At 41.2% G+C, this 19,873-nt stretch carries 16 protein-coding genes; 3 read left to right on the forward strand and 13 right to left on the reverse strand.

Annotation, left to right across the window (positions count from 1 at the left end; genetic code table 11):
- Positions 1–10: 10 nt before the first annotated feature.
- Entirely contained in the window at positions 11–1,900 is a 1,890-nt protein-coding gene (locus OD757_RS16995; RefSeq protein ID WP_263032589.1) for a fatty acyl-AMP ligase, read from the reverse strand.
- Positions 1,901–2,795: 895 nt separating this feature from the next.
- Positions 2,796–3,512, reverse strand: coding sequence for a LuxR family transcriptional regulator AbaR (gene abaR / locus OD757_RS17000; RefSeq protein ID WP_263032590.1), 717 nt, complete (start codon positions 3,510–3,512; stop codon positions 2,796–2,798).
- Between the two features lie 636 nt (positions 3,513–4,148).
- On the opposite strand from abaR, the gene OD757_RS17005 reads away from it, so the two are divergent.
- Positions 4,149–4,565, forward strand: coding sequence for a DUF4902 domain-containing protein (locus OD757_RS17005; RefSeq protein WP_263032591.1), 417 nt, complete (start codon positions 4,149–4,151; stop codon positions 4,563–4,565).
- A gap of 63 nt (positions 4,566–4,628) precedes the next feature.
- The gene (gene abaI, locus OD757_RS17010; RefSeq protein ID WP_204388926.1) at positions 4,629–5,195 is read left to right on the forward strand and encodes an acyl-homoserine-lactone synthase AbaI; all 567 of its coding nucleotides are present in this window, start codon (positions 4,629–4,631) and stop codon (positions 5,193–5,195) included.
- 87 nt (positions 5,196–5,282) lie between these two features.
- Here abaI and OD757_RS17015 read toward each other — a convergent pair whose 3' ends face one another.
- From OD757_RS17015 to OD757_RS17045, 7 genes are all read right to left on the reverse strand, one after another.
- On the reverse strand, positions 5,283–6,644 hold the full coding sequence (locus OD757_RS17015; RefSeq protein ID WP_204388924.1) for an MFS transporter: 1,362 nt from the start codon (positions 6,642–6,644) through the stop codon (positions 5,283–5,285).
- A 120-nt stretch (positions 6,645–6,764) separates the two neighbouring features.
- Complete coding sequence (locus OD757_RS17020) at positions 6,765–7,790, reverse strand: enoyl-CoA hydratase/isomerase family protein (protein WP_263032592.1); 1,026 nt, start codon at positions 7,788–7,790, stop codon at positions 6,765–6,767.
- Positions 7,791–7,802: 12 nt separating this feature from the next.
- A complete protein-coding gene (locus OD757_RS17025) occupies positions 7,803–8,576 on the reverse strand; it encodes an enoyl-CoA hydratase (protein WP_263032593.1) in 774 nt (257 codons plus the stop codon).
- Positions 8,577–8,597: 21 nt separating this feature from the next.
- The gene (locus tag OD757_RS17030; protein WP_263032594.1) at positions 8,598–9,725 is read right to left on the reverse strand and encodes an acyl-CoA dehydrogenase family protein; all 1,128 of its coding nucleotides are present in this window, start codon (positions 9,723–9,725) and stop codon (positions 8,598–8,600) included.
- Between the two features lie 11 nt (positions 9,726–9,736).
- Positions 9,737–11,386, reverse strand: a complete 1,650-nt coding sequence (locus tag OD757_RS17035) for an AMP-binding protein (RefSeq protein WP_263032595.1) — start codon at positions 11,384–11,386, stop codon at positions 9,737–9,739.
- A gap of 77 nt (positions 11,387–11,463) precedes the next feature.
- A complete protein-coding gene (gene mmsB, locus OD757_RS17040; RefSeq protein ID WP_263032596.1) occupies positions 11,464–12,354 on the reverse strand; it encodes a 3-hydroxyisobutyrate dehydrogenase in 891 nt (296 codons plus the stop codon).
- 11 nt (positions 12,355–12,365) lie between these two features.
- A complete protein-coding gene (locus OD757_RS17045; RefSeq protein WP_263032597.1) occupies positions 12,366–13,883 on the reverse strand; it encodes a CoA-acylating methylmalonate-semialdehyde dehydrogenase in 1,518 nt (505 codons plus the stop codon).
- Between the two features lie 166 nt (positions 13,884–14,049).
- Between OD757_RS17045 and OD757_RS17050 the strand changes: the two genes are divergently transcribed.
- Entirely contained in the window at positions 14,050–14,931 is an 882-nt protein-coding gene (locus OD757_RS17050; RefSeq protein ID WP_004640467.1) for a LysR family transcriptional regulator, read from the forward strand.
- A 57-nt stretch (positions 14,932–14,988) separates the two neighbouring features.
- Here the strand turns inward: OD757_RS17050 and OD757_RS17055 are convergent, their stop codons facing one another.
- The 4 genes from OD757_RS17055 to alr all read right to left on the reverse strand — a co-directional run bounded on the left by OD757_RS17055 (position 14,989) and on the right by alr (position 19,867).
- Positions 14,989–16,416, reverse strand: coding sequence for an amino acid permease (locus tag OD757_RS17055; RefSeq protein ID WP_151989289.1), 1,428 nt, complete (start codon positions 16,414–16,416; stop codon positions 14,989–14,991).
- 376 nt (positions 16,417–16,792) lie between these two features.
- Positions 16,793–18,232, reverse strand: coding sequence for an amino acid permease (locus tag OD757_RS17060; RefSeq protein ID WP_263032598.1), 1,440 nt, complete (start codon positions 18,230–18,232; stop codon positions 16,793–16,795).
- A 161-nt stretch (positions 18,233–18,393) separates the two neighbouring features.
- A complete protein-coding gene (locus OD757_RS17065; RefSeq protein ID WP_263032599.1) occupies positions 18,394–18,753 on the reverse strand; it encodes a RidA family protein in 360 nt (119 codons plus the stop codon).
- Between the two features lie 10 nt (positions 18,754–18,763).
- Positions 18,764–19,867: an alanine racemase gene (alr, locus tag OD757_RS17070; RefSeq protein ID WP_263032600.1), complete on the reverse strand. Its 1,104-nt coding sequence runs from the start codon at positions 19,865–19,867 to the stop codon at positions 18,764–18,766.
- Between the last annotated feature and the right edge of the window lie 6 nt (positions 19,868–19,873).

Genomic DNA, 19,873 nt, shown 5'->3' on the forward strand with positions numbered 1-19,873 from the left:
AGGGTAAGAATTAAAACAAAGCACTTTTGAGTCGATTAAAAATGAGCGCGCGCACTTCTCGTTCCTTGATCATTGAGTTGAGTAGATTGGAGCTATAACGAATCAATTGCCCCCGCTGCTCACGATCACGGATGACTTCTAAGCCGTTTTTGACATAGTTTCGAGCAATCACCGTTCTACGGTTTGGATGGGTTAAACAGACCAGTTGACCGCGTTCGATCTGCTCTTTAATTTTTCTTCTTCTAATTTTGCCGCTAGTGGTCTTATTTATTCGACCTTGATGCAGTAAATAGACACCTTCTACAGGCAATCCAATATCAGCCGCCACTTGTTCTTTAACCTGAGTTCTAATGGTTTCAAAATTAAGAGTTTTATCTAGTGATTTCTTTTTGATCTCAAGTACAACCGTAACGCCGTCAGAATCAGCAAAATTTACTGCTGCAACACAGCCTTTACGAACAGCAGGATGAGCCGTTTCAACAGAGCACTCGATATCTTGGGGATAATAGTTCTTGCCACGGATGATAATCACATCTTTAAGACGGCCAGTTACATATAGGTCTCCATCTTTAATAAAGCCCATATCACCCGTTCTTAAGTAATACTCTTGATTTGGCTGGCCTGCCTCGTTAAGGATGGTCGCTTCAAAGGTTTCCTGATTGACCTCTGGCTTCTGCCAGTAGCCTGCTGTAACACTCTCTCCTGCTAGCCAAATTTCACCGACTTCATGAGCCTCTACTTCTTTACGGGTATGTGGATTAACGATGCGGCATTCAATGTGTGCGGAGATCTTGCCACAACTCACCACTTGTACAGCGGTCTGATCCTGACTGGCCTGTACCAAATGAGCATTTAACTTGTCACGATCGATTGAAATAGCGTTGAGAGGACCAGTCACCCCACTGACCAAGAGCGTCCCTTCTGCCAAGCCATAGCACGGTAAGAAAGTATCCAGTCTCAATTTCGACTGAGTATTGAACTTCTTCATGAAGCTCTGCATAACATGAGCTTTGATTGGCTCGGCACCGTTAAACATCACACGCACACGGCTCAGATCAAGCGATGCAGCCTGCTCATCAGTGATGCGATGCAGACACAATTCATAGGCAAAGTTTGGTCCACCACTAATCGTGACACCTTTTTCGCTAATGAATTGCAGCCACTTAAGGGGTTTACGGATAAAATCTAGCGGTGACATCACATAGCAGGTTAGACCCACGTACACGGTCTGCAAAACTGAGCCGATCAAGCCCATGTCGTGATAGACAGGTAGCCATGTAAGTCCGATATCATCAGGTTTTGTGCCAAAAGCTTCAGCAATCATGACCTCGTTTGCCATGATATTTTTATGTGTGACGATCACACCTTTAGGCCAACCTGTTGACCCAGAAGTATATTGAAGGAAGCAAACATCATCTTCATCAATATAAGGAAAATCCTTTTCTACCAAATCACGCTGCAATTCAGCATCAACAGCATGCAGTATTAAACTTTCATTTTGAGCTTTTAATGTGATCAGTCCTGATAGCTCAAGAATCTTTTTTGTTGTGAGTACTATCTTTGGTTCACAGTCATTCATAATATTCAAAATATTAGAAAAACCATTGCGATTAAACGGCAAACTGACTGGTACAGCGATAATTTTAGCTTTTAGACAGGCAAAGAACGATACAATAAAATCTAGCCCAGGCTCGAACAGCAACACGGCACGATCGCCATTGTCTACAAGATTCATTAATATTTGGGCTTGACGTTGAATCCGCACGTTCAAATCTTCATACGTCAGAGACTGAATACCACCGGATTGCCGTCCTAAATATTCGAAAGCAACCTTAGTTCCATTTAAATTTGCGTGGGATTCCAATGTTGCAATGATATTATCCGTATCCATTACAGCCATAACTTACTCCGATTAATTATAATTCACCCTTTAAACTCGCTAATTCAGAAATGACACTTCTAGCTGGGGCTTTTAATAAAAAATGAATATACTTTTTGTTTAAAATATAAATTCACATTATATTTTATGTGCGAGTGTTTTTTATTACACCTGTAAGGGTTTACAGGTTGGCCTGTTTTTATTAAAAATTAAGAAATTAGATATTTTCATAAATTATTTTTATTCAGTTCAATATTGTGAAGAATGGCACTTACATTAAATCCCTAACCCAATCTTTTAGCCTTATTTCGTTAATATTTAATAGTATTTTTAAAGGTTTTTAGCATGCCAACGATATGGTCTGTACATATTCTTATTTTGTGAGTCTCTTGATTGAAGAACATGTCGTTAGAATCTAATATACTGTTTATTTGCTTTTCTTAAGGGCAATAAGTGATTCTGGTAAGATCCCCTCATAGCCTTTATTTGTAAGGATAAAGCTCCCAAAGAAAAATACTTTAATTTGCATTTGAGTAGCTTAAAATTATTTACAGCATCTTGACTGATATACATCCCTATAAATCAATAAATTTTAAATTACGAAAATCAATAAAACGTAAATACCTATTTTTAATATAAGAATATCCATTAAAAATATTTTTATTCATAAAATTCATTTATTTGTTATTTTATCATTAAGTAAAAAATATTTTAAATTAAATTATTCTATCAAATTAATTTTTAAAACAAAAAAAATCTTTATAAATAAGATTTCCTATATAACTTTAATTTTAATTTCAACACTCTTAATTAAAAACCATTTAAATAAATTAATTTTATTTTTAAAATGCATCCAATAATAATTTATCTTATTAAAATCCAATATTAAAATTTTCTATTGTTTATATATCTATCGCTATAAAATCCCTAACATTACAGCTCTAATCGCTGCTGAAATTTTATTATTCACATTCAGCTTCTGCATTGAATTTCCGAGATGAAAATTTACTGTTCTTTCAGTTACCCCGAGAATCTGAGCAATCTCTGCTGATGTTTTTCCTTCCGCAGTCCAACGTAGAACCTCTTTTTCCCGATTCGTTAAATAAAGATTAAACTGAGCAAATTCTGCTTCATTCACAATTTTAGCAATACTGGAATGGACTGTCTGAGACAACCAAAACATATTGGTATATTGAGCTTTCTGCTCTTTTTCTGATAATTGGTCAGTGGATCTTGCTAGAGTTAGCATTCCCCTTGTACCAATAAAGTCACGGCTTGACTGTGCCCAACCGACGTTTAAACCATAAGAACGCGCCTCCTCCCAAAAATCTTTTTGAGATTGTGTGTTCGCAGATTGGCTCGACCAGACAAGAGGCTGAAGTGATAGCATACAATGCTGTACGGTTGGATCTACCCTCACATATTGCTGTTTAACATAACGCTTCTGCCATGCTTCGGGATAATTATTCAGCATAATCGTTTTGGGTTCAGCAATAGATAATGGCGACTGCATACCATAAGCACAATAATCAAATCCAAGCTTTGAAGCTGTAGATTTGACCACCTCAAATAGCTGATATTCATTTTTTACCATCAGAGATGCTGATAGTAGATCTTCTTGCCAATTTTCCATTTACTCTCATTAAACCTCATGTCTAAATCATTTTTATTTAGTTGCATATAGTGAATTCATAATCCAATTAACAACATTTTTGAGCCTGAGAGGGTGGTAAATTTTCCGGATAAACTGGTTTCAGAAAGCTTTTTAAGGTTGTTATATTGCATAGGCGAATTATGCTTGAAAGCCTCAAATTTACACGATGCATTTTATTCCAAAAATGAGTATTTTTTATTTTAAAAAGGAGCCTGTTATTTCTTCTTATTTGTATATTTCTATTAATTTAACTAAAGAATAACGTCTACTATTGATACTAGCAGTATAGATTTTTTATTTATTATTCAATGAAACGTATAATAATGAAAATGATTTCGAAAATATTATTTTAATAATAGGATAGATATTATCTACAATATATATAAGGAACTTAACCTATTGATAATCTTGAAACAAGCAACTTGCCTATTGAGGCTATAGATGGCTTAATTTCTGCGTAAGAAAAACTCCCCGCTCGAAGTACTTTCTAAAGAACAGCTTAACGTTGTGTACCATCAGATTACGGCTAACCTGTAAAACCTAACAGTATTTTGTTAGCAATAATTTATGTTATTTATCTATAGAACTGTAATTCAAGTCACTTGAATAGGTAGTATGGTCACAATCCCCCCTGATTTTTCAATCTCAACAGATGGTTTTATTCGGATGAATGAAATCCAGCTTATGAATTACCCCCTCCAACACCTCATATCTATTGTTGAAACTACACAAATTGAAGACTCCCAAATTCTATATTGTGGGTTTACTGAATGGGCAACAGCACGAAGCCCAGCTTTAAGTACCGGATGGGACTGGGAATTTATTGAGAACAATGGAATTGCTAGCTTAAAACGAATTGGGCTACCTCGAAGCAATATCATGATTGTTGATTTATCTGGTACAGATATTGGATTTGATGTTACTGAAACATTAATCGAAAAAAAGATAGATTCTTTGTTTTGGGAACAGTTCATTTATGCTCAAATCAATACAACGCAAACAAAGACTAAATTAAGTCCAATTTTCTCGTAGAAACCTGTAAATTCTTACAGTTACCACCTTTTCAGCTGTCGAGTAAAGTCGCCTGAAAAATAAGTGGAAGCACTTGTAATGAATATTATTGCTGGATTCCAAAACAATTTTTCAGAAGGCCTATATACCAAATTTAAAAGTTACCGCTACAAGGTATTTGTTGAACATTTGGGTTGGGAGTTGAACTGTCCAAATAATGAAGAACTAGATCAATTTGATAAAGTCGATACAGCTTACGTCGTCGCTCAAGATAGAGAATCCAATATTATTGGCTGTGCCAGACTACTACCCACGACTCAACCCTATTTACTGGGTGAAATATTTCCTCAATTAATGAATGGAATGCCTATTCCTTGCTCACCAGAAATTTGGGAATTATCAAGATTTTCAGCCGTAGATTTCTCGAATCCGCCGGCCTCCGCTAATCAAGCCGTGTCATCCCCAGTTTCTATTGCAATTCTGCAAGAAGCGATCAACTTCGCGAGAGAACAAGGTGCAAAACAACTTATTACCACCTCACCTCTTGGGGTAGAGCGGTTATTACGTGCCGCGGGTTTTCGCGCCCATCGTGCAGGACCGCCAATGGTTATCGATGGATATGCTATGTTTGCATGCTTGATTGAAGTGTAGTGGGTTAAATCAATTCACTCGCTCAATTTTAAAAGCCCTAGTCAAAAGATTAGGGCTTTTCTCTATTTGAAAGAATCAAACTTATTATTAAGACTGCTTAGTAATTTTGGTTTTCAAATTTAATTCTGATTTCTTATGGTAAGCCTCATCAGTTTTAATCTGCCAATCACGCGGCATAAATGAGGTCGATATAATCGCAACAATAGCCATAGATCCAATATAAATCATAATTAAATAAGGATTACCCTGCCCGATACTTAAAAGTTTGGTCGCAATTAACGGTGCTAAACCACCACCAAGTACCCCAGCCAACTGTACCGAAATTGAGATTCCGCTATATCGAATTTCTGCCGGAAATTGACGGGCAAAAAGCTGAGCTTGTGGTGCGTACATAATTGGAAAGACCACGCCAATTGCTAAAACAATTGCTGTCCAGACTAATACTGGGTCTTTTGTGTTGAGCATGGTGAAAAATGGATAGCAGTAAAGTGCCAATATGCATAGGCCAAACATGAACATATTGCGTTGACCGACTTTATCTGACAAATGCCCACATAATGGTGTCATAAATAGAATGACTATTGCACCGCAAATGGTAGCGAACAAAATGTCTTGGCGTGCGATGCCAAGTTGTGCAGTGGTATAAGCCAATGTAAAGGTTGAAGCAATATAGAACCATGCGTTTTCGGCAGCACGCGCTAAAATAATGGTGATAAGTTGCTTCGGATGATTTTTAAAAACTTGTAAAGCAGGAACTTTGACTTCTTCGGACTGCTGTTTTACTTTTTCAAAATCTGGTGATTCAGGCACTTTCACTCGAATGTACCAACCCACTGCCAGTAAAATAATGCTGGCAAGAAACGGTAAACGCCAACCCCAGCTAAACAGTGCTTGTTCAGGTAATAACGAGACCAGTCCTAGTGCGATTGAAGCTAGCATTAAACCGCCACCGGTACTGGCTTGAGGCAAACTTCCCCAAAAACCCTTACCGCCTTCGGGCGCATGTTCAACGGCCATGAGCACAGCACCGCCCCATTCACCGCCCATTGCCATCCCTTGAATGAATCGCAAGACAACCAAACAAATGGCAGCCCAGTAACCAATTGATTCGTAAGTCGGTAATAAGCCAATCAGTACTGTTGGGATTCCCATGAGCATTAGAGTTAGCAGCAACATCGATTTACGACCAATCTTGTCACCAAAATGACCAAAGACTAGCCCTCCTAGTGGTCGCCCAATAAACCCAACGGCATAGGTGGCAAATGCAGCAAGCACACCCGTAAGGGCATCTAGATTTGGGAAAAATAATTTATTAAAAATCAGTGCCGCCGCCGCACCGTAAATAAAAAAGTCATACCACTCAATGGTGGTGCCGACCATGCTAGAGATGCCTGCTAATCGATGTGACGACTTTTTAGTAGTTGAACCGTTTCCATGTACTGTTTGCATCGTAATATCCTTTTTAGATTTTCTTGTTTTGTCTTTTTTATGCTTATGACCAGCCCTGACCATAAGCATTTTCAGGTCACGCTTTATCTCCTTAAGCTTTTTATATTTTTGTAATTCGGTTTAGCTCAATTTTTCTAAAATTGGCTCAAATTTCGAATTACGTTCTTGCCACTGTGGTTGTTTGTCTTTATCGACAATGAGAGCGCGGACACCTTCAATAAAGTCACCATGCTCAAACCAGATATCCTGTAAATCACGTTCAAGCTGCATACACTGCGGTAAAGAAAGCCCACGGCCTAAATGTTGCAGTTTTAAACTGGTTTGTTTAGCAATAAACGAACGCTGCTGCAAAATACTGAGCATCTTGTTTGCCCAAGTTTTTAAGCTTTCATCTTTTTCATTTTCAAGACTTTGCTCGATTTCATCTAAATGCTGATATCCGAAGTGTTTACGAATACCTTCCGCCAACTGTTTGAGCTCACTTTCAGCAGGACGGGTAATAAATCGGGTAATGATGTGCTCAATTCCCTCTTTAGTTAAACTTGGTGCTTCAACAAGAGCATCTTGCAAAGCTTGTAACTGCTCGCTTGGGACATGGTAGTCAATTAAATCGAGGTAAAGTGCATCGCTACTGCTGATCTGCTCACCCGTAATGGCCATATAAACACCAATATCATCAAGGCGAGACAAGAAATGCGTTGCGCCAACGTCTGGGAAAAAACCAATCGCTGTTTCAGGCATGGCAAATCTAGACTTTTCGCTGCTTACCACAATGTGACAAGCCTGAGCCAAGCCAAAACCGCCACCTAATACATAGCCATCAAGCATAACAATGACTGGCTTTGCATATTCACGCAGTACATTTAGCATTTTATATTCGGCACTAAAGTACCCTTTGTAGTCGGCCGTGCCATTTTTATAACTGTCGTAGAGATAGCGAATATCGCCACCTGCACAGAAGGCTTTTGGACTATTTGATTTGATTAAGATAGCCTCAACAGCATCATCATTTCGCCACAGTTCTAATTGGGCACCAATACTTTTGATCATATCTAGCGACAATGCATTGAGATGAGACACACGGTCTAAGGTAATCACGCCAAGCTTACCTTGTCGCTCAATCATTAAGTGATTTTCTGTATTCATTTTATTGATCTCTTATTGATTTTTAAAATTTGGTTTTCGTTTTTCAACGAACGCCTGCATTCCTTCTTTTTGGTCAGATGTTGCAAAAATTGAATGGAACATACGTCTTTCAAAACGTAAGCCTTCTGTGAGGTTTACTTCAAAAGCACGGTTAATAGTTTCTTTGAGCATCATGTTTGCAGTTAAAGATCGTGCCGCAATTTTTTCAGCTGCTTGCAAGGTTTGTTCAAGTAATTCTTCTTTGCTAAACACACGTGCGACTAAACCACTTTGCTCTGCTTCTACAGCGCCCATTTGACGAGCGGTAAAACACATTTCCATTGCTTTGGCCTTACCAATAGCATGGGTTAAGCGTTGTGTGCCACCAATACCCGGAATTACCCCTAAGGTGACTTCAGGTAAGCCAAACTTGGCGTTGTCAGCACAATAAATAAAGTCACACATCAGCGCCAATTCACAGCCACCACCTAATGCATAGCCGCTGACCGCAGCAATTAGAGGTTTACGGCGCTGTGCAATACGGTCTGCAAGATGAAAAAAGTCATCTAAATAAATATCAGGAAATGCTAAATCAGCCATTTCTTTAATGTCTGCACCTGCGGCAAAAGCTTTTTCAGAACCTGCCAATACGATGCAACCAATTTCGCGGTCTTTTTCGAGCTGATCTAATGCCTGATTAATTTCACTAATTAATTCACTGTTTAAAGCATTGAGCGCTTGAGGGCGATTTAATGTAATCAGTCCAACCCCATTACGCTTTTCTAATAAAATACTTTGCCACTGCATTATTTATTCCTTGTTCTGATTTTATAGACTACGTGCGATGACTAAACGCTGGATATCACTTGTGCCTTCATAAATTTGACAAATACGCGCATCACGATAAATACGTTCAATTGGGAAATCTCTGAGATAGCCATAGCCACCAAACACTTGTAGCGCACTCGAGCACACACGCTCAGTCATTTCTGAAGCAAATAACTTGGCCATTGAAGCTTCGTTGAGACACGGTTGACCTGCTTCTTTTAAACGCGCAGCGTAGTGAACCAGTTGTCTCGCTGCTTCAATTTCAGTTGCCATGCTAGCAAGGCGAAAAGCGATGGTTTGATGCTCAAAAATTGGTTTTCCAAAAGTAATACGCTCTTTGGCATAGCGAGTCGCTTCTTCGAGCGCCGCACGTGCTAGACCAACTGCTTGTGCAGCAATACCAATACGTCCACCTTCTAAATTGGCAAGAGCGATTTTCAAGCCCTCACCTTCTTTGCCAAGCATCAGGCTTTTATGAATACGCACATCGGTCAGCGCAATCTGACACGTATCTGAAGCATGCAGACCTAGTTTTTCTTCAACACGAATCACTTCATAACCCGGTGTCTCGCGTGGGACTAAAAATGCGCTAATACCCTTTTTACCTGCGCTCGGATCGGTCACTGCAAACACAATAATCACGCCTGCATTATTACCCGAGGTAATAAACTGCTTGGCGCCATTTAAAATGTACTCATCGCCATCTTTCACTGCTCGGGTTTTAAGAGCTGCCGCATCTGAACCTGTATGTGGTTCGGTTAAAGCAAAAGCACCGATCATTTCACCTTGTGCCAGAGGTTTTAAAAAACGCTCTTTTTGCTCATCGGTACCAAATTTTAAAATAGGCACACAACCAACCGAGTTATGTACACTCATGATGGTCGAAGTTGCGCCATCTGCTGCCGCAACTTCTTCGAGTGCCAGTACATAAGCTAAGTTACCCGTGTCTGAACCGCCCCATTGCTCTGAAACAAGCATACCCATAAAACCGAGTTGCCCCATTTGAGTCAATGTGTCTTTCGGGAATGTCCCGTCTCGATCCCAATCGCTGGCATGAGGCTTAATTTGTTCTTGGGCGAAACTTTTCGCCATATCACGAATGAGTAATTGTTCTTCGGTAAATTGCATTGTTATTTCCTTTACCCTGCTTTAGCTTGTTGTTTAGCAATTTCTTGATTACGCAATAAAAAGCGCTGAATTTTACCACTTGGAGTTTTAGGTAATTCACTCACAAATTCAACTAAACGTGGGTACGCATGTGCAGAAAGTCGTCTTTTAACAAATTGGCTGAGTTGTTCAGCAAGTGCATCTGAAGGTTGAGCATCCGCAGCTAAAATTACAAATGCCTTAACTACTTCGGTACGGTCTGGGTCAGGCACACCAATCACTGCGGCCTCAACCACTGCATCATGTTCGAGTAAAGCGCTTTCCACATCGAATGGCCCAATCCGATAACCCGATGTGGTGATCACATCATCACTGCGCCCTACAAAGCTCATGCTGCCATCGGCATGTAACTCGGCAGTGTCGCCCGTTAAGTAGTAATGACCAACAAATGGCGATTTACGGCTTTCTTTATAGCCACCAAACCACATCATTGGAGACTGGCTAATGTCGACTGCTAAAATTCCTGGGGTGTCCGCTGGAAGCTCTTCACCTTGTTCATTGACAATCGCAACACGGTAGCCCGGACTTGGGAAACCTGCTGAACCAGCATGAATTTCATGTTTTAAACCATGATGATTACACACCACCATGCCCACTTCAGTTTGCCCATAGTGATCATAAATCGGAGCATCAAGTACTTGTTTAAACCAGCGAATTACTTCTGGATTCAGCGGTTCACCTGCACTGCTCACGACACGGAACTGCCCTTTTAACGGCGCCATTTGTGCTGGATCAGCCGCCATCATCATGCGGTAAGCAGTCGGAGCACCTGCCAAGTTGTTAATTTTATAATCTTTCACAATTTGGCATAGGCTATCTGTGCTGAAACCACCTTCATAGAACAAAGTAGCGTGGCCCAAGAATAACGGCCCAGTAATCGCATAGTACAAACCATACGCCCAACCCGGATCGGCAATATTCCAGAATGAATCTTCTTCGGTTAAACCAATGGCATCTTGCATATATCGACCAAAAGCAATCAGTGCTTTTAAAGGCACTTCCAATGGTTTGGCAGGACCTGTAGTACCTGAAGTAAACATGAGCAAGAAAGGATCTTGGATGCTACGCATGATCAGATCGCATTGATCGGACTGCTGCTTCACTTCATTCCAAAAGTTAAAATCGCCTGCTTTAAGCGGAGTACCTTGTGCGTCGGCCACCGTCACAATTGCAGGGCAATTTTCAATTTCATCAAGCTTGCTACGGTTGCCCATATCGGTCACTACCAGCTTACTTTGTGCAAGCTGAATACGGTGCTCAATCGCCTTTGGGCCAAACGCAGTAAATAAGGGTTGATAGACTGCACCAATTCGCCAAGCTGCAAAAATAGTCACGATCAGTTCAGGTGTTCTTGGTAATAGACCTGAAATACGGTCGCCTGCTTTCACACCTTGTGATTTTAAAAAGTTAGCAAACTGACTCGACCACTCTTTTAATTCACGGAAGGTATATTGCTCTTTTCGTCCGTCTTTTCCTTGCCAATATAGCGCAATTTTGTCGCCATCTGTGTGTCGATCACAGCATTCATAACAAGCATTTAAGGCATCAAGTGAACCTGACAACATCTGTTTTGCAGCGCTTTCCAAATCGAAAGTCTGTGCAGCATTTTGATAATCCATCATATCTTTTCCCTCAGTCCGGATTTGTTGTTATTCACGACAGGGTTTAATGTGTTTAAAGCCATCCTTTGGCTTTATCGTTATGCCTCTTGTGGCAGGTATTGCTGAATAATGCTCGAAAAATCGAGGTTGGCATTACCACGCATGCACATTTGCTGATACAGCTGCTGTACCATGCCACCTAATACAACTGGCTGTTTGACTTGGCCCGCAGCCTCTACAGCGAGTCCTAAATCTTTTAGCATCAGCTGAGTCGCAAAGCCATCTTGATAGCCTCGAGATGCTGGGGCATTTTCATTAATATGCGGCCATGGGTTACATACGTCCGAACTCCAACAACGACCACTTGAGGTGTTAATAACGCCTGCCAGTGCATGCGGGTCAATGCCCAACTTCGCACCGAGTGCCATACCTTCAGCAACAGCAGCCATTGAAATACCTAAAATCAGGTTGTTGCAGATTTTGGCAATTTGACCTGCGCCGACATCACCACAATGAACAATATTTTTGCCCATGTGGCTAAGTACAGGTTTTACTTCATTAAAGGTTTGATCATCAGCACCCACCATAAAGGTTAGAGTTCCCGCTTGAGCCCCAATGGTTCCACCAGAAACTGGCGCATCACAGATTTTAATATTTTTGCTCTCTGCAACAGCGGCAATGTCTTTAATGGTTTGTGGGTCAATGGTACTGCTATCAATGCATAAGCTACCTGCTTTTAGCACTTCCAATACACCATTTTCACCCAAGTAAACGTCTTTAACATGCTTGGCCGCAGGCAACATGCTAATGACCACATCAGCTTGTTTTGCTGCATCCTGTGGGCTATCACACACCACCCCACCTGCCTCGGCGAAGTGCTGAATAGCAACTTCACTGAGGTCATAACCGTAAACTTTGATTCCGGCTTTAAGTAGGTTATGGGCCATTCTGCCGCCCATATTGCCTAGACCGATAAAGGCGATATTCATCCGTGATCCCCTTAACGTAAACTAATGGTTGTATTTACACCACCAACTTCATGGCTATCTTCAAACCAGCGACTGGTAATAGTTTTGGTTTGGGTATAGAACTGCACAGCTTGTTTGCCGTATGGCCCTAAATCACCCAGTTTTGAACCTCTTGAACCGGTAAAACTAAAGAAAGGCACTGGCACAGGAATTGGAATGTTGATACCAACTTGACCTACATCAATTAAGTTTTGGAAAGTGCGTGCAATCGCGCCACTTTGTGTGAATAGACCTACACCGTTACCAAATGGATTGGCATTGATAAGACCAATCGCTTCCTCAAGGGTGTCTACACAAATAATGGAAAGTACAGGGCCAAAGACTTCTTCTTGATAAATACGCATGTCGGTATTTACGCCGCTAAAAATCGTCGCGCCGACAAAGTTACCAGACTCGTAGCCTTGAACTTGAACATTGCGGCCATCGAGTAGCAACTCTGCCCCTTGCTCAACACCGCTATTAATTAAGTCCAACACTCGCGCTTTAGCACGTTTTGAAATGACTGGGCCAATGTCAGTATTTGGCTCATGGCCTGCGTTTACTTTTAAGGTTTTCGCTTTTTCAACTAACTCTTGAATCCACTGTTTACTCTCACCCACCATGACTGCAACCGACAATGCCATACAGCGTTGCCCCGCTGCACCAAATGCTGCACCGACCAAGGCATTTAAGGTTTGCTCCTTATTGGCATCAGGCATCACAGCCACATGGTTTTTTGCACCCATCATCGACTGCACACGTTTACCATGTTGTCCTGCAAGGTTATAAACATGCGTTCCGACAGCAGTTGAGCCCACAAATGAAATCGCTTTAATATCTTTGTGCGTACACAAACGGTCAACCACTTCTTTACCGCCATGCACAACGTTCAGCACACCTGCCGGAATACCCGCTTGAATCGCAAGCTCAACGAGCATCATGGTCGATAACGGATCTTGTTCTGATGGTTTTAAAACAAAGGTATTGCCGCACACGATTGCCATTGGGAACATCCAAAGTGGAATCATGGCAGGGAAGTTAAACGGCGTAATACCCGCACAGACACCCAAAGGTTGTTGCAAGGTATACGTGTCTACACCACGCGCTACGCCTTCAACATATTCACCCATTTGTAAGGTGCCAACCGAACAAGCATGTTCAACCACTTCTAAACCACGTTGAATATCACCTTCTGCGTCGGCCAAGGTTTTGCCTTGTTCAGCCGTTAGTACTTGTGCAATTTCTTTCATGTTGGCACGGATCAAGTCTTGTAACTTAAGCATGATGCGCATACGTGCCTGAATTGGGGTCTGACGCCAAGAAGCAAAAGCATCTTGTGCAGCCTGAATGGCAGCGTCAACTTCTTTAACCGTTGCAAATGGTACACGACCAATCACTTCCTGAGTCGCAGGGTTAATAATGTCTTGCCATTCCTGTGTTTCAGATTCGATAAAATTTCCGTTAATGAGTAATTTAGCGGTTTCCAATTCGATTTTTTGGATTGTGTTCATAACCTCTCCGTAGGCCGTATTTTTATTGTGTTCAATTATTAGAAAATACTTTTTGATCATATTTTCTTTATTTCAGTTTCAATTGAGACTAACAAAGAAAACTTTGACCACCAACGAAAATTCATGCACGATTGTTGTGCAAATATGCACAAGGATTACAACAAAAATGAAAGTGGATTGGGATCATCTACATTTTTTTCTGGTTTTAGCTCGGACTAAAACGCTGACCAACGCTGCGCGGATTATTGGTGTCGAGCACAGTACAGTGGCTAGACGGATTCAGGCCCTAGAACTTGCTTTGGGTACAACGCTGTTTAAGCGTGAAGCGACTGGTTATGAGTTGACACTTGAAGGGATGGCACTTGTTCCTCGAGTTGAGCAAATGGAACAAGCTTTCTTACAAATTGAAAAACCACATCAACCTTTGCAAGGCCGTGTGCGTATTGGCACACCTGAAGGCTTTGGTACTGCGTTTTTAGCCCGTTTACTGGCTGAGTTCTCTATTCAATATCCACTGCTCACCATCGATCTGATTCCAGTACCGAAAATGATTAAACTCTCACACCGTGAGGCAGACATTGTGGTGTCGATTGATCGTCCAACGTCTGGGCCCTACATCATTACGCGGTTATCAGACTACTGCTTAAAAATTTATGGCAGCCAAAACTATCTGGCGCAAAACCCACCCATTCGTGGTTTAGAAGATTTAACCCAACACCGCTTTGTGAACTATATTGATGATCTGGTCTATAGCCCTGAACTGTACTGTTTAGAACGTTTACCTTTGAAGCTTAATGCCAACTTCCGTAGCAGCAGTATTTTGGCCCAACAAATTGCAGTGAGTGCAGGCGCAGGACTTGCGATTTTGCCCAAGTTTTTAGCAGATGATAAACCAGAACTTGACGTCGTTTTAGAGCAGCAAGTTCGCTTTACTCATACCTTCTGGATGCTGACTTTTGTTGATTTACAACATGAACCACGCATTAAGTTAGTTTGGGACTATTTGCGTAAACAAGCCGATAAATATCAGCATTTGTTGGTTGATTAGAAAGTGTAAATAAAAAAGCCAATCACGGATGATTGGCTTTTTTGAAATTATGAATAATTAATCAAAACTTTCTTGGCCTAGTTTTTTCATGCGGGGTTTATAAAACACATGATAGCTAACGCCTAAAACAACTAGCCATAATGGACTAACATAGAGTGCTTTCAAAGTATCTGGCTCTAGTGCCAAAATCACCAAAGTAAACAAGAAGAATGCGATGACCACATACGCCATCAACACCCCGCCCGGCATTTTAAAGGTCGATTTAGCATGTAACTCTGGACTCAACTTACGGTAACGTAAATAGCATGCCATGATCAGAAGCCATACGCTAATAAAGAGAATCACACAGAGTGAACTTGCCAAAGTAAATGCTTCCATGGTGTTTGGAACAAAGTACTGAAGCACTGCCCCACCCATAATGAAAATACATGAGAAGATTAAACCATTTGAAGGTACGGCACGTTTTGATAAACGCCCCAAGGCACTTGGCGCCTGACCATCTTTTGATAAACCAAACAGCATACGACTGGTTGAAAACACACCACTGTTCATTGAAGACATCACTGAAGACAGTACCACCAAGTTCATGATGATAGCTGAAACAGGAATACCCGCATTTAAGAACAACTCAACAAACGGACTTTTGTCTGCACGAATGTGATCCCAAGGTGTTACTGACATCACCACAAAGAGTGCCAACACATAGAATAAAATAATACGTACAGGAATCGCGTTAATTGCCTTCGGTAGATTTTTCTCTGGATCTTTCGTTTCAGCGGCTGTTGTACCAATCAATTCGACGCCAATAAAGGCAAATACGGCAATCTGGAAACCTGCCAAAAATCCGCTTACACCTTTTGGAAATATGCCGCCATGCGACCACACATTACTTACACTCACAACCTCACCATGCGGAGCTTGAAAATGAGTAAGGATCATGTAGCCACCCACTCCGATCAGGCCAATAATGGCTAAAATCTTAATGAGTGCGAACCAGAATTCAACTTCACCAAACAACTTCACCGTAAGAAGGTTAAGCCCTAAAATGAATAGTACACAGCCTGCACTAATCATGGCCTGTTGCATTGGTGAGAAACTGGCGCCTTCGGGCAGCCAGAAACTTAAATAGTTAATGACCGCTGAAAGGTCCGCAATACCAACCAGTACCCAGCCTAACCAATAGGTCCAGCCTATATAGTAACCAGCCCATGGGCCAATCAAATCATATGCCATATCGACAAATGACTTGTAATGCAAATTAGCGAGTAGTAATTCACCTAATGCGCGCATTAAGAAAAAAAACATGCCACCAATTAACATGTAAATCACGAGAATTGAAGGACCAGCGAGGGAGATGGTTTTGCCCGAGCCCATAAATAGACCCGTTCCAATTGCACCGCCAATTGCAATCATTTGTAGATGGCGATTATTTAATTTCCGTTGTAAATGATCAGGGGAGCTTGCCTCATCTGGATGATGAACCATTGTCATATTAGAAGTCCTTTTTATATTTTGCTTAACTTAAAATCAGCAACCTATAGGGAGAAAAACGAACCGTATATCGTGGGTTGCTGAGTCTATACCTCAGGACAAGATGTTCAAGTATATTTTTTCCTTAATTGATAAATCGTTTGTCCTGTTTTTTTAAGTCACATTATTTATGTAATGCCTTCACGGCAATTTTAATTAACATATCTGGATTCTCCAGATTAGCCGGAGTGTAGCATGTGTTCATGCTAGATGTACTTTTCCAGCACCCTCCAAACGGCTCTATTGATCCAAAAATAAACAATATTATTCCGATAAAAAATAGAAAGAAAATAAAAAAAGCCAATCATGATTGATTGGCTTTTAATAACACTTAATGATCGTTGACGAGTTCACGTCCTAGTTTTTTCATACGTGGTTTATAGAGCACATGATAGGTAACACCTAAGATGATCAACCATACTGGACTGACATAGAGTGCTTTTAAAGTATCAGGCTCAAGTGCCAAGATGACTAAAGTGAAAAGCATAAATGCCAAAACGATATAACTCATCCAAATGCCGCCTGGCATTTTGAAAGTCGATTTTTCATGTAATTCAGGACGTAATTTACGATAGCGTAAATAGCACACCATGATAAGACTCCAGACACTAATGAATAGAATCACACAGAGTGAACTTGCCAACGTAAATGCTTCCATGGTGTTTGGAACAAAGTACTGAAGTACTGCCCCACCCATAATGAAAATACATGAGAAGATCAAACCATTTGAAGGTACAGCACGTTTTGATAAGCGACCAAATGCACCCGGTGCCTGACCATCTTTCGATAAACCGAACAGCATACGGCTGGTTGAAAACACACCGCTGTTCATTGAAGACATCACCGAAGACAGCACCACCAAGTTCATGATGATGGCTGAAACAGGAATACCCGCATTTAAGAACAACTCAACAAACGGACTTTTGTCTGCGCGAATATGGTCCCACGGCGTTACTGACATCACAATAAAGAGTGCTAGTACATAGAACAAAATAATACGTACAGGAATCGCGTTAATTGCTTTCGGTAAATTCTTCTCTGGGTCTTTGGTTTCAGCAGCTGTTGTACCAACCAGTTCAACCCCGACAAAAGCAAACACGGCAATTTGGAAACCAGCCAAGAAGCCTTCTGTACCTTTCGGGAATAAACCACCATGCGACCAAACATTACTAATGCTTGCAACAGCGCCTTGCGGAGCTTGGAAATGACTGAAAATCATATAACCACCCACTCCGATCAGGCCAATAATCGCCAAAATCTTAATGAGTGCAAACCAAAATTCAATTTCACCAAATAGCTTCACTGTCAGTAGGTTAAGACCCATCACAAACAATACACAGCCTGCGCTAATCATGGCCTGTTGAGTTGGAGAGAAGCTCGTGCCATCGGGCAGCCAGAAACCTAAATAGTTAATGACCGCTGAAAGGTCCGCAATACCGACCAGCACCCAGCCTAACCAATAGGTCCAACCCAAATAGTAACCGGCCCAAGGACCGATCAAGTCATGAGCCATATCAACAAAAGATTTGTAATGCAGATTTGCAAGAAGCAACTCGCCCATTGCACGCATCATGAAAAAGAACATTCCTCCAATAATCATATAGATTAAAAGAATTGAAGGACCTGCGAGGGAGATGGTTTTGCCCGAACCCATAAATAGGCCGGTTCCAATTGCACCGCCAATAGCAATCAGTTGTAAATGACGGTTAGACAGTTTTCGTTGCAGATGATCAGGAGAATTTTCCGTATCTGAATGACGAGCCGTTGTCATATTAAAATTCCTTTTTGAATTCCTTTGTTAAGATCAGCAACCTATGGCGAAAATCGAACCGTATGCCATAGGTCACTGAATCTGTTCACCAAAAATGACTGGTTAGACCGTATCTATCTTCCTTCTGTTAGATACATCATCATTTTTGGAGTAAAAACGAATTACTTTTGTGCTGCCGTCACGGCAATTTCAATGAGCCAATCTGGATTGACCAAATCGGCCTGAATTGTGGCACGTGATGGAGCAACACACTCTTTTAACCAGTCAACCCAAATTGCATTTACGGTTGAAAAGTCAGAAAGATTTTTCAAATAGAGCTGTGCAGAGAGCAAGCGAGATTTGTCGGTATTGGCTAATGCCAAAAGTTCATCAATCGTTGCAAGAATTTCACGAGTTTGGCCTGCCACATCTTGCTCGGTATTTTTAGGTACCTGACCTGACAGATAAACCACTTTGTTAAAAACAGTCACGGCGCTCATGACTTCGTTACTGTTAATTTTCTGTATATCTGAATTAGACATTCGGATTTCCTTATACCTGATTAATAAATTGAACACGGGCGGTAACTGCACACATCAGCTCGTAACCCACCGTACCAGATGAAACTGCGACATCATCAATAGGTAAAATGACACCAGTACTTGATTGGCCCCAAAGCACAACTTCGCTGCCGACTTTGGCACTCTCAATGCCCGTTAAATCGACTGCCAACATATCCATGCTGACGCGGCCGACTGTACGAGTGAGGACAGAGTCCACTAAAACCGGAGTACCTGTTGGTGAAAGACGTTGATAACCATCGGCATAACCACAAGCGACAATCCCAATGGTCATGGGCTGCTCTGCGACAAAGTTTGAGCCATAACCTACGCTTTCTTTCGGTTCTAAATGCTGAACAGAAATAATTTCACTACGTAAGCTCATGGTCGGTTGTAAGCCCCAATCCGCAATACTATGCGTCGGGTAGTCTGGCGAGCTGCCATAGAGCATGATGCCGCTACGTGCATAATCTGATTTGAGCTGGTCTTGATAGCGCAGAATTGCCGCGCTATTACTTACCGACCTTTCACCCGGTAAATCTTTAATAATTTCTTCAAATGCAGTGATTTGATAATCAATACCTTGCTGGCCAAAACGCTCGCCATCTGCATCTGAAAAATGCATCATGTGCGTAATCTTGGATACAGTTGCCAAGTTATTTAAACGTTCCCAAGCCTGAACATAGTGCTGTGGTTTAAAACCAAGACGGTTCATACCACTGTTCATTTTTAAGCAAACATCAAATTGAGCAGGATAAGGATGCTTTTCTACCCACTCGATTTGTGCTTCACTATGAATGGTGAAACTGAGTTGATATTGCACACAATCAAATAAATCTTGAGGAGAGAAAATTCCTTCAAGCAATAAAATTGGACCTGTCCAACCTAAAGCACGAATTCGTTTTGCTTCATCAAGATCAAGTAAGGCAAAGCCATCTGCTGCTTTAAACGCTTCATAAACACGTTCAATTCCGTGTCCATAAGCATTGGCTTTTACAACGGCAAAGACCTTACTGTTTGGCATAGCCTTGCGTACCACCGCCAAGTTATTTTGTAAGGCTTGACGGTGGATGACTGCGGTAATAGGACGAGGCATGATTAC

Source organism: Acinetobacter sp. AYS6 (genome assembly GCF_025630795.1).
GTDB lineage: Bacteria > Pseudomonadota > Gammaproteobacteria > Pseudomonadales > Moraxellaceae > Acinetobacter.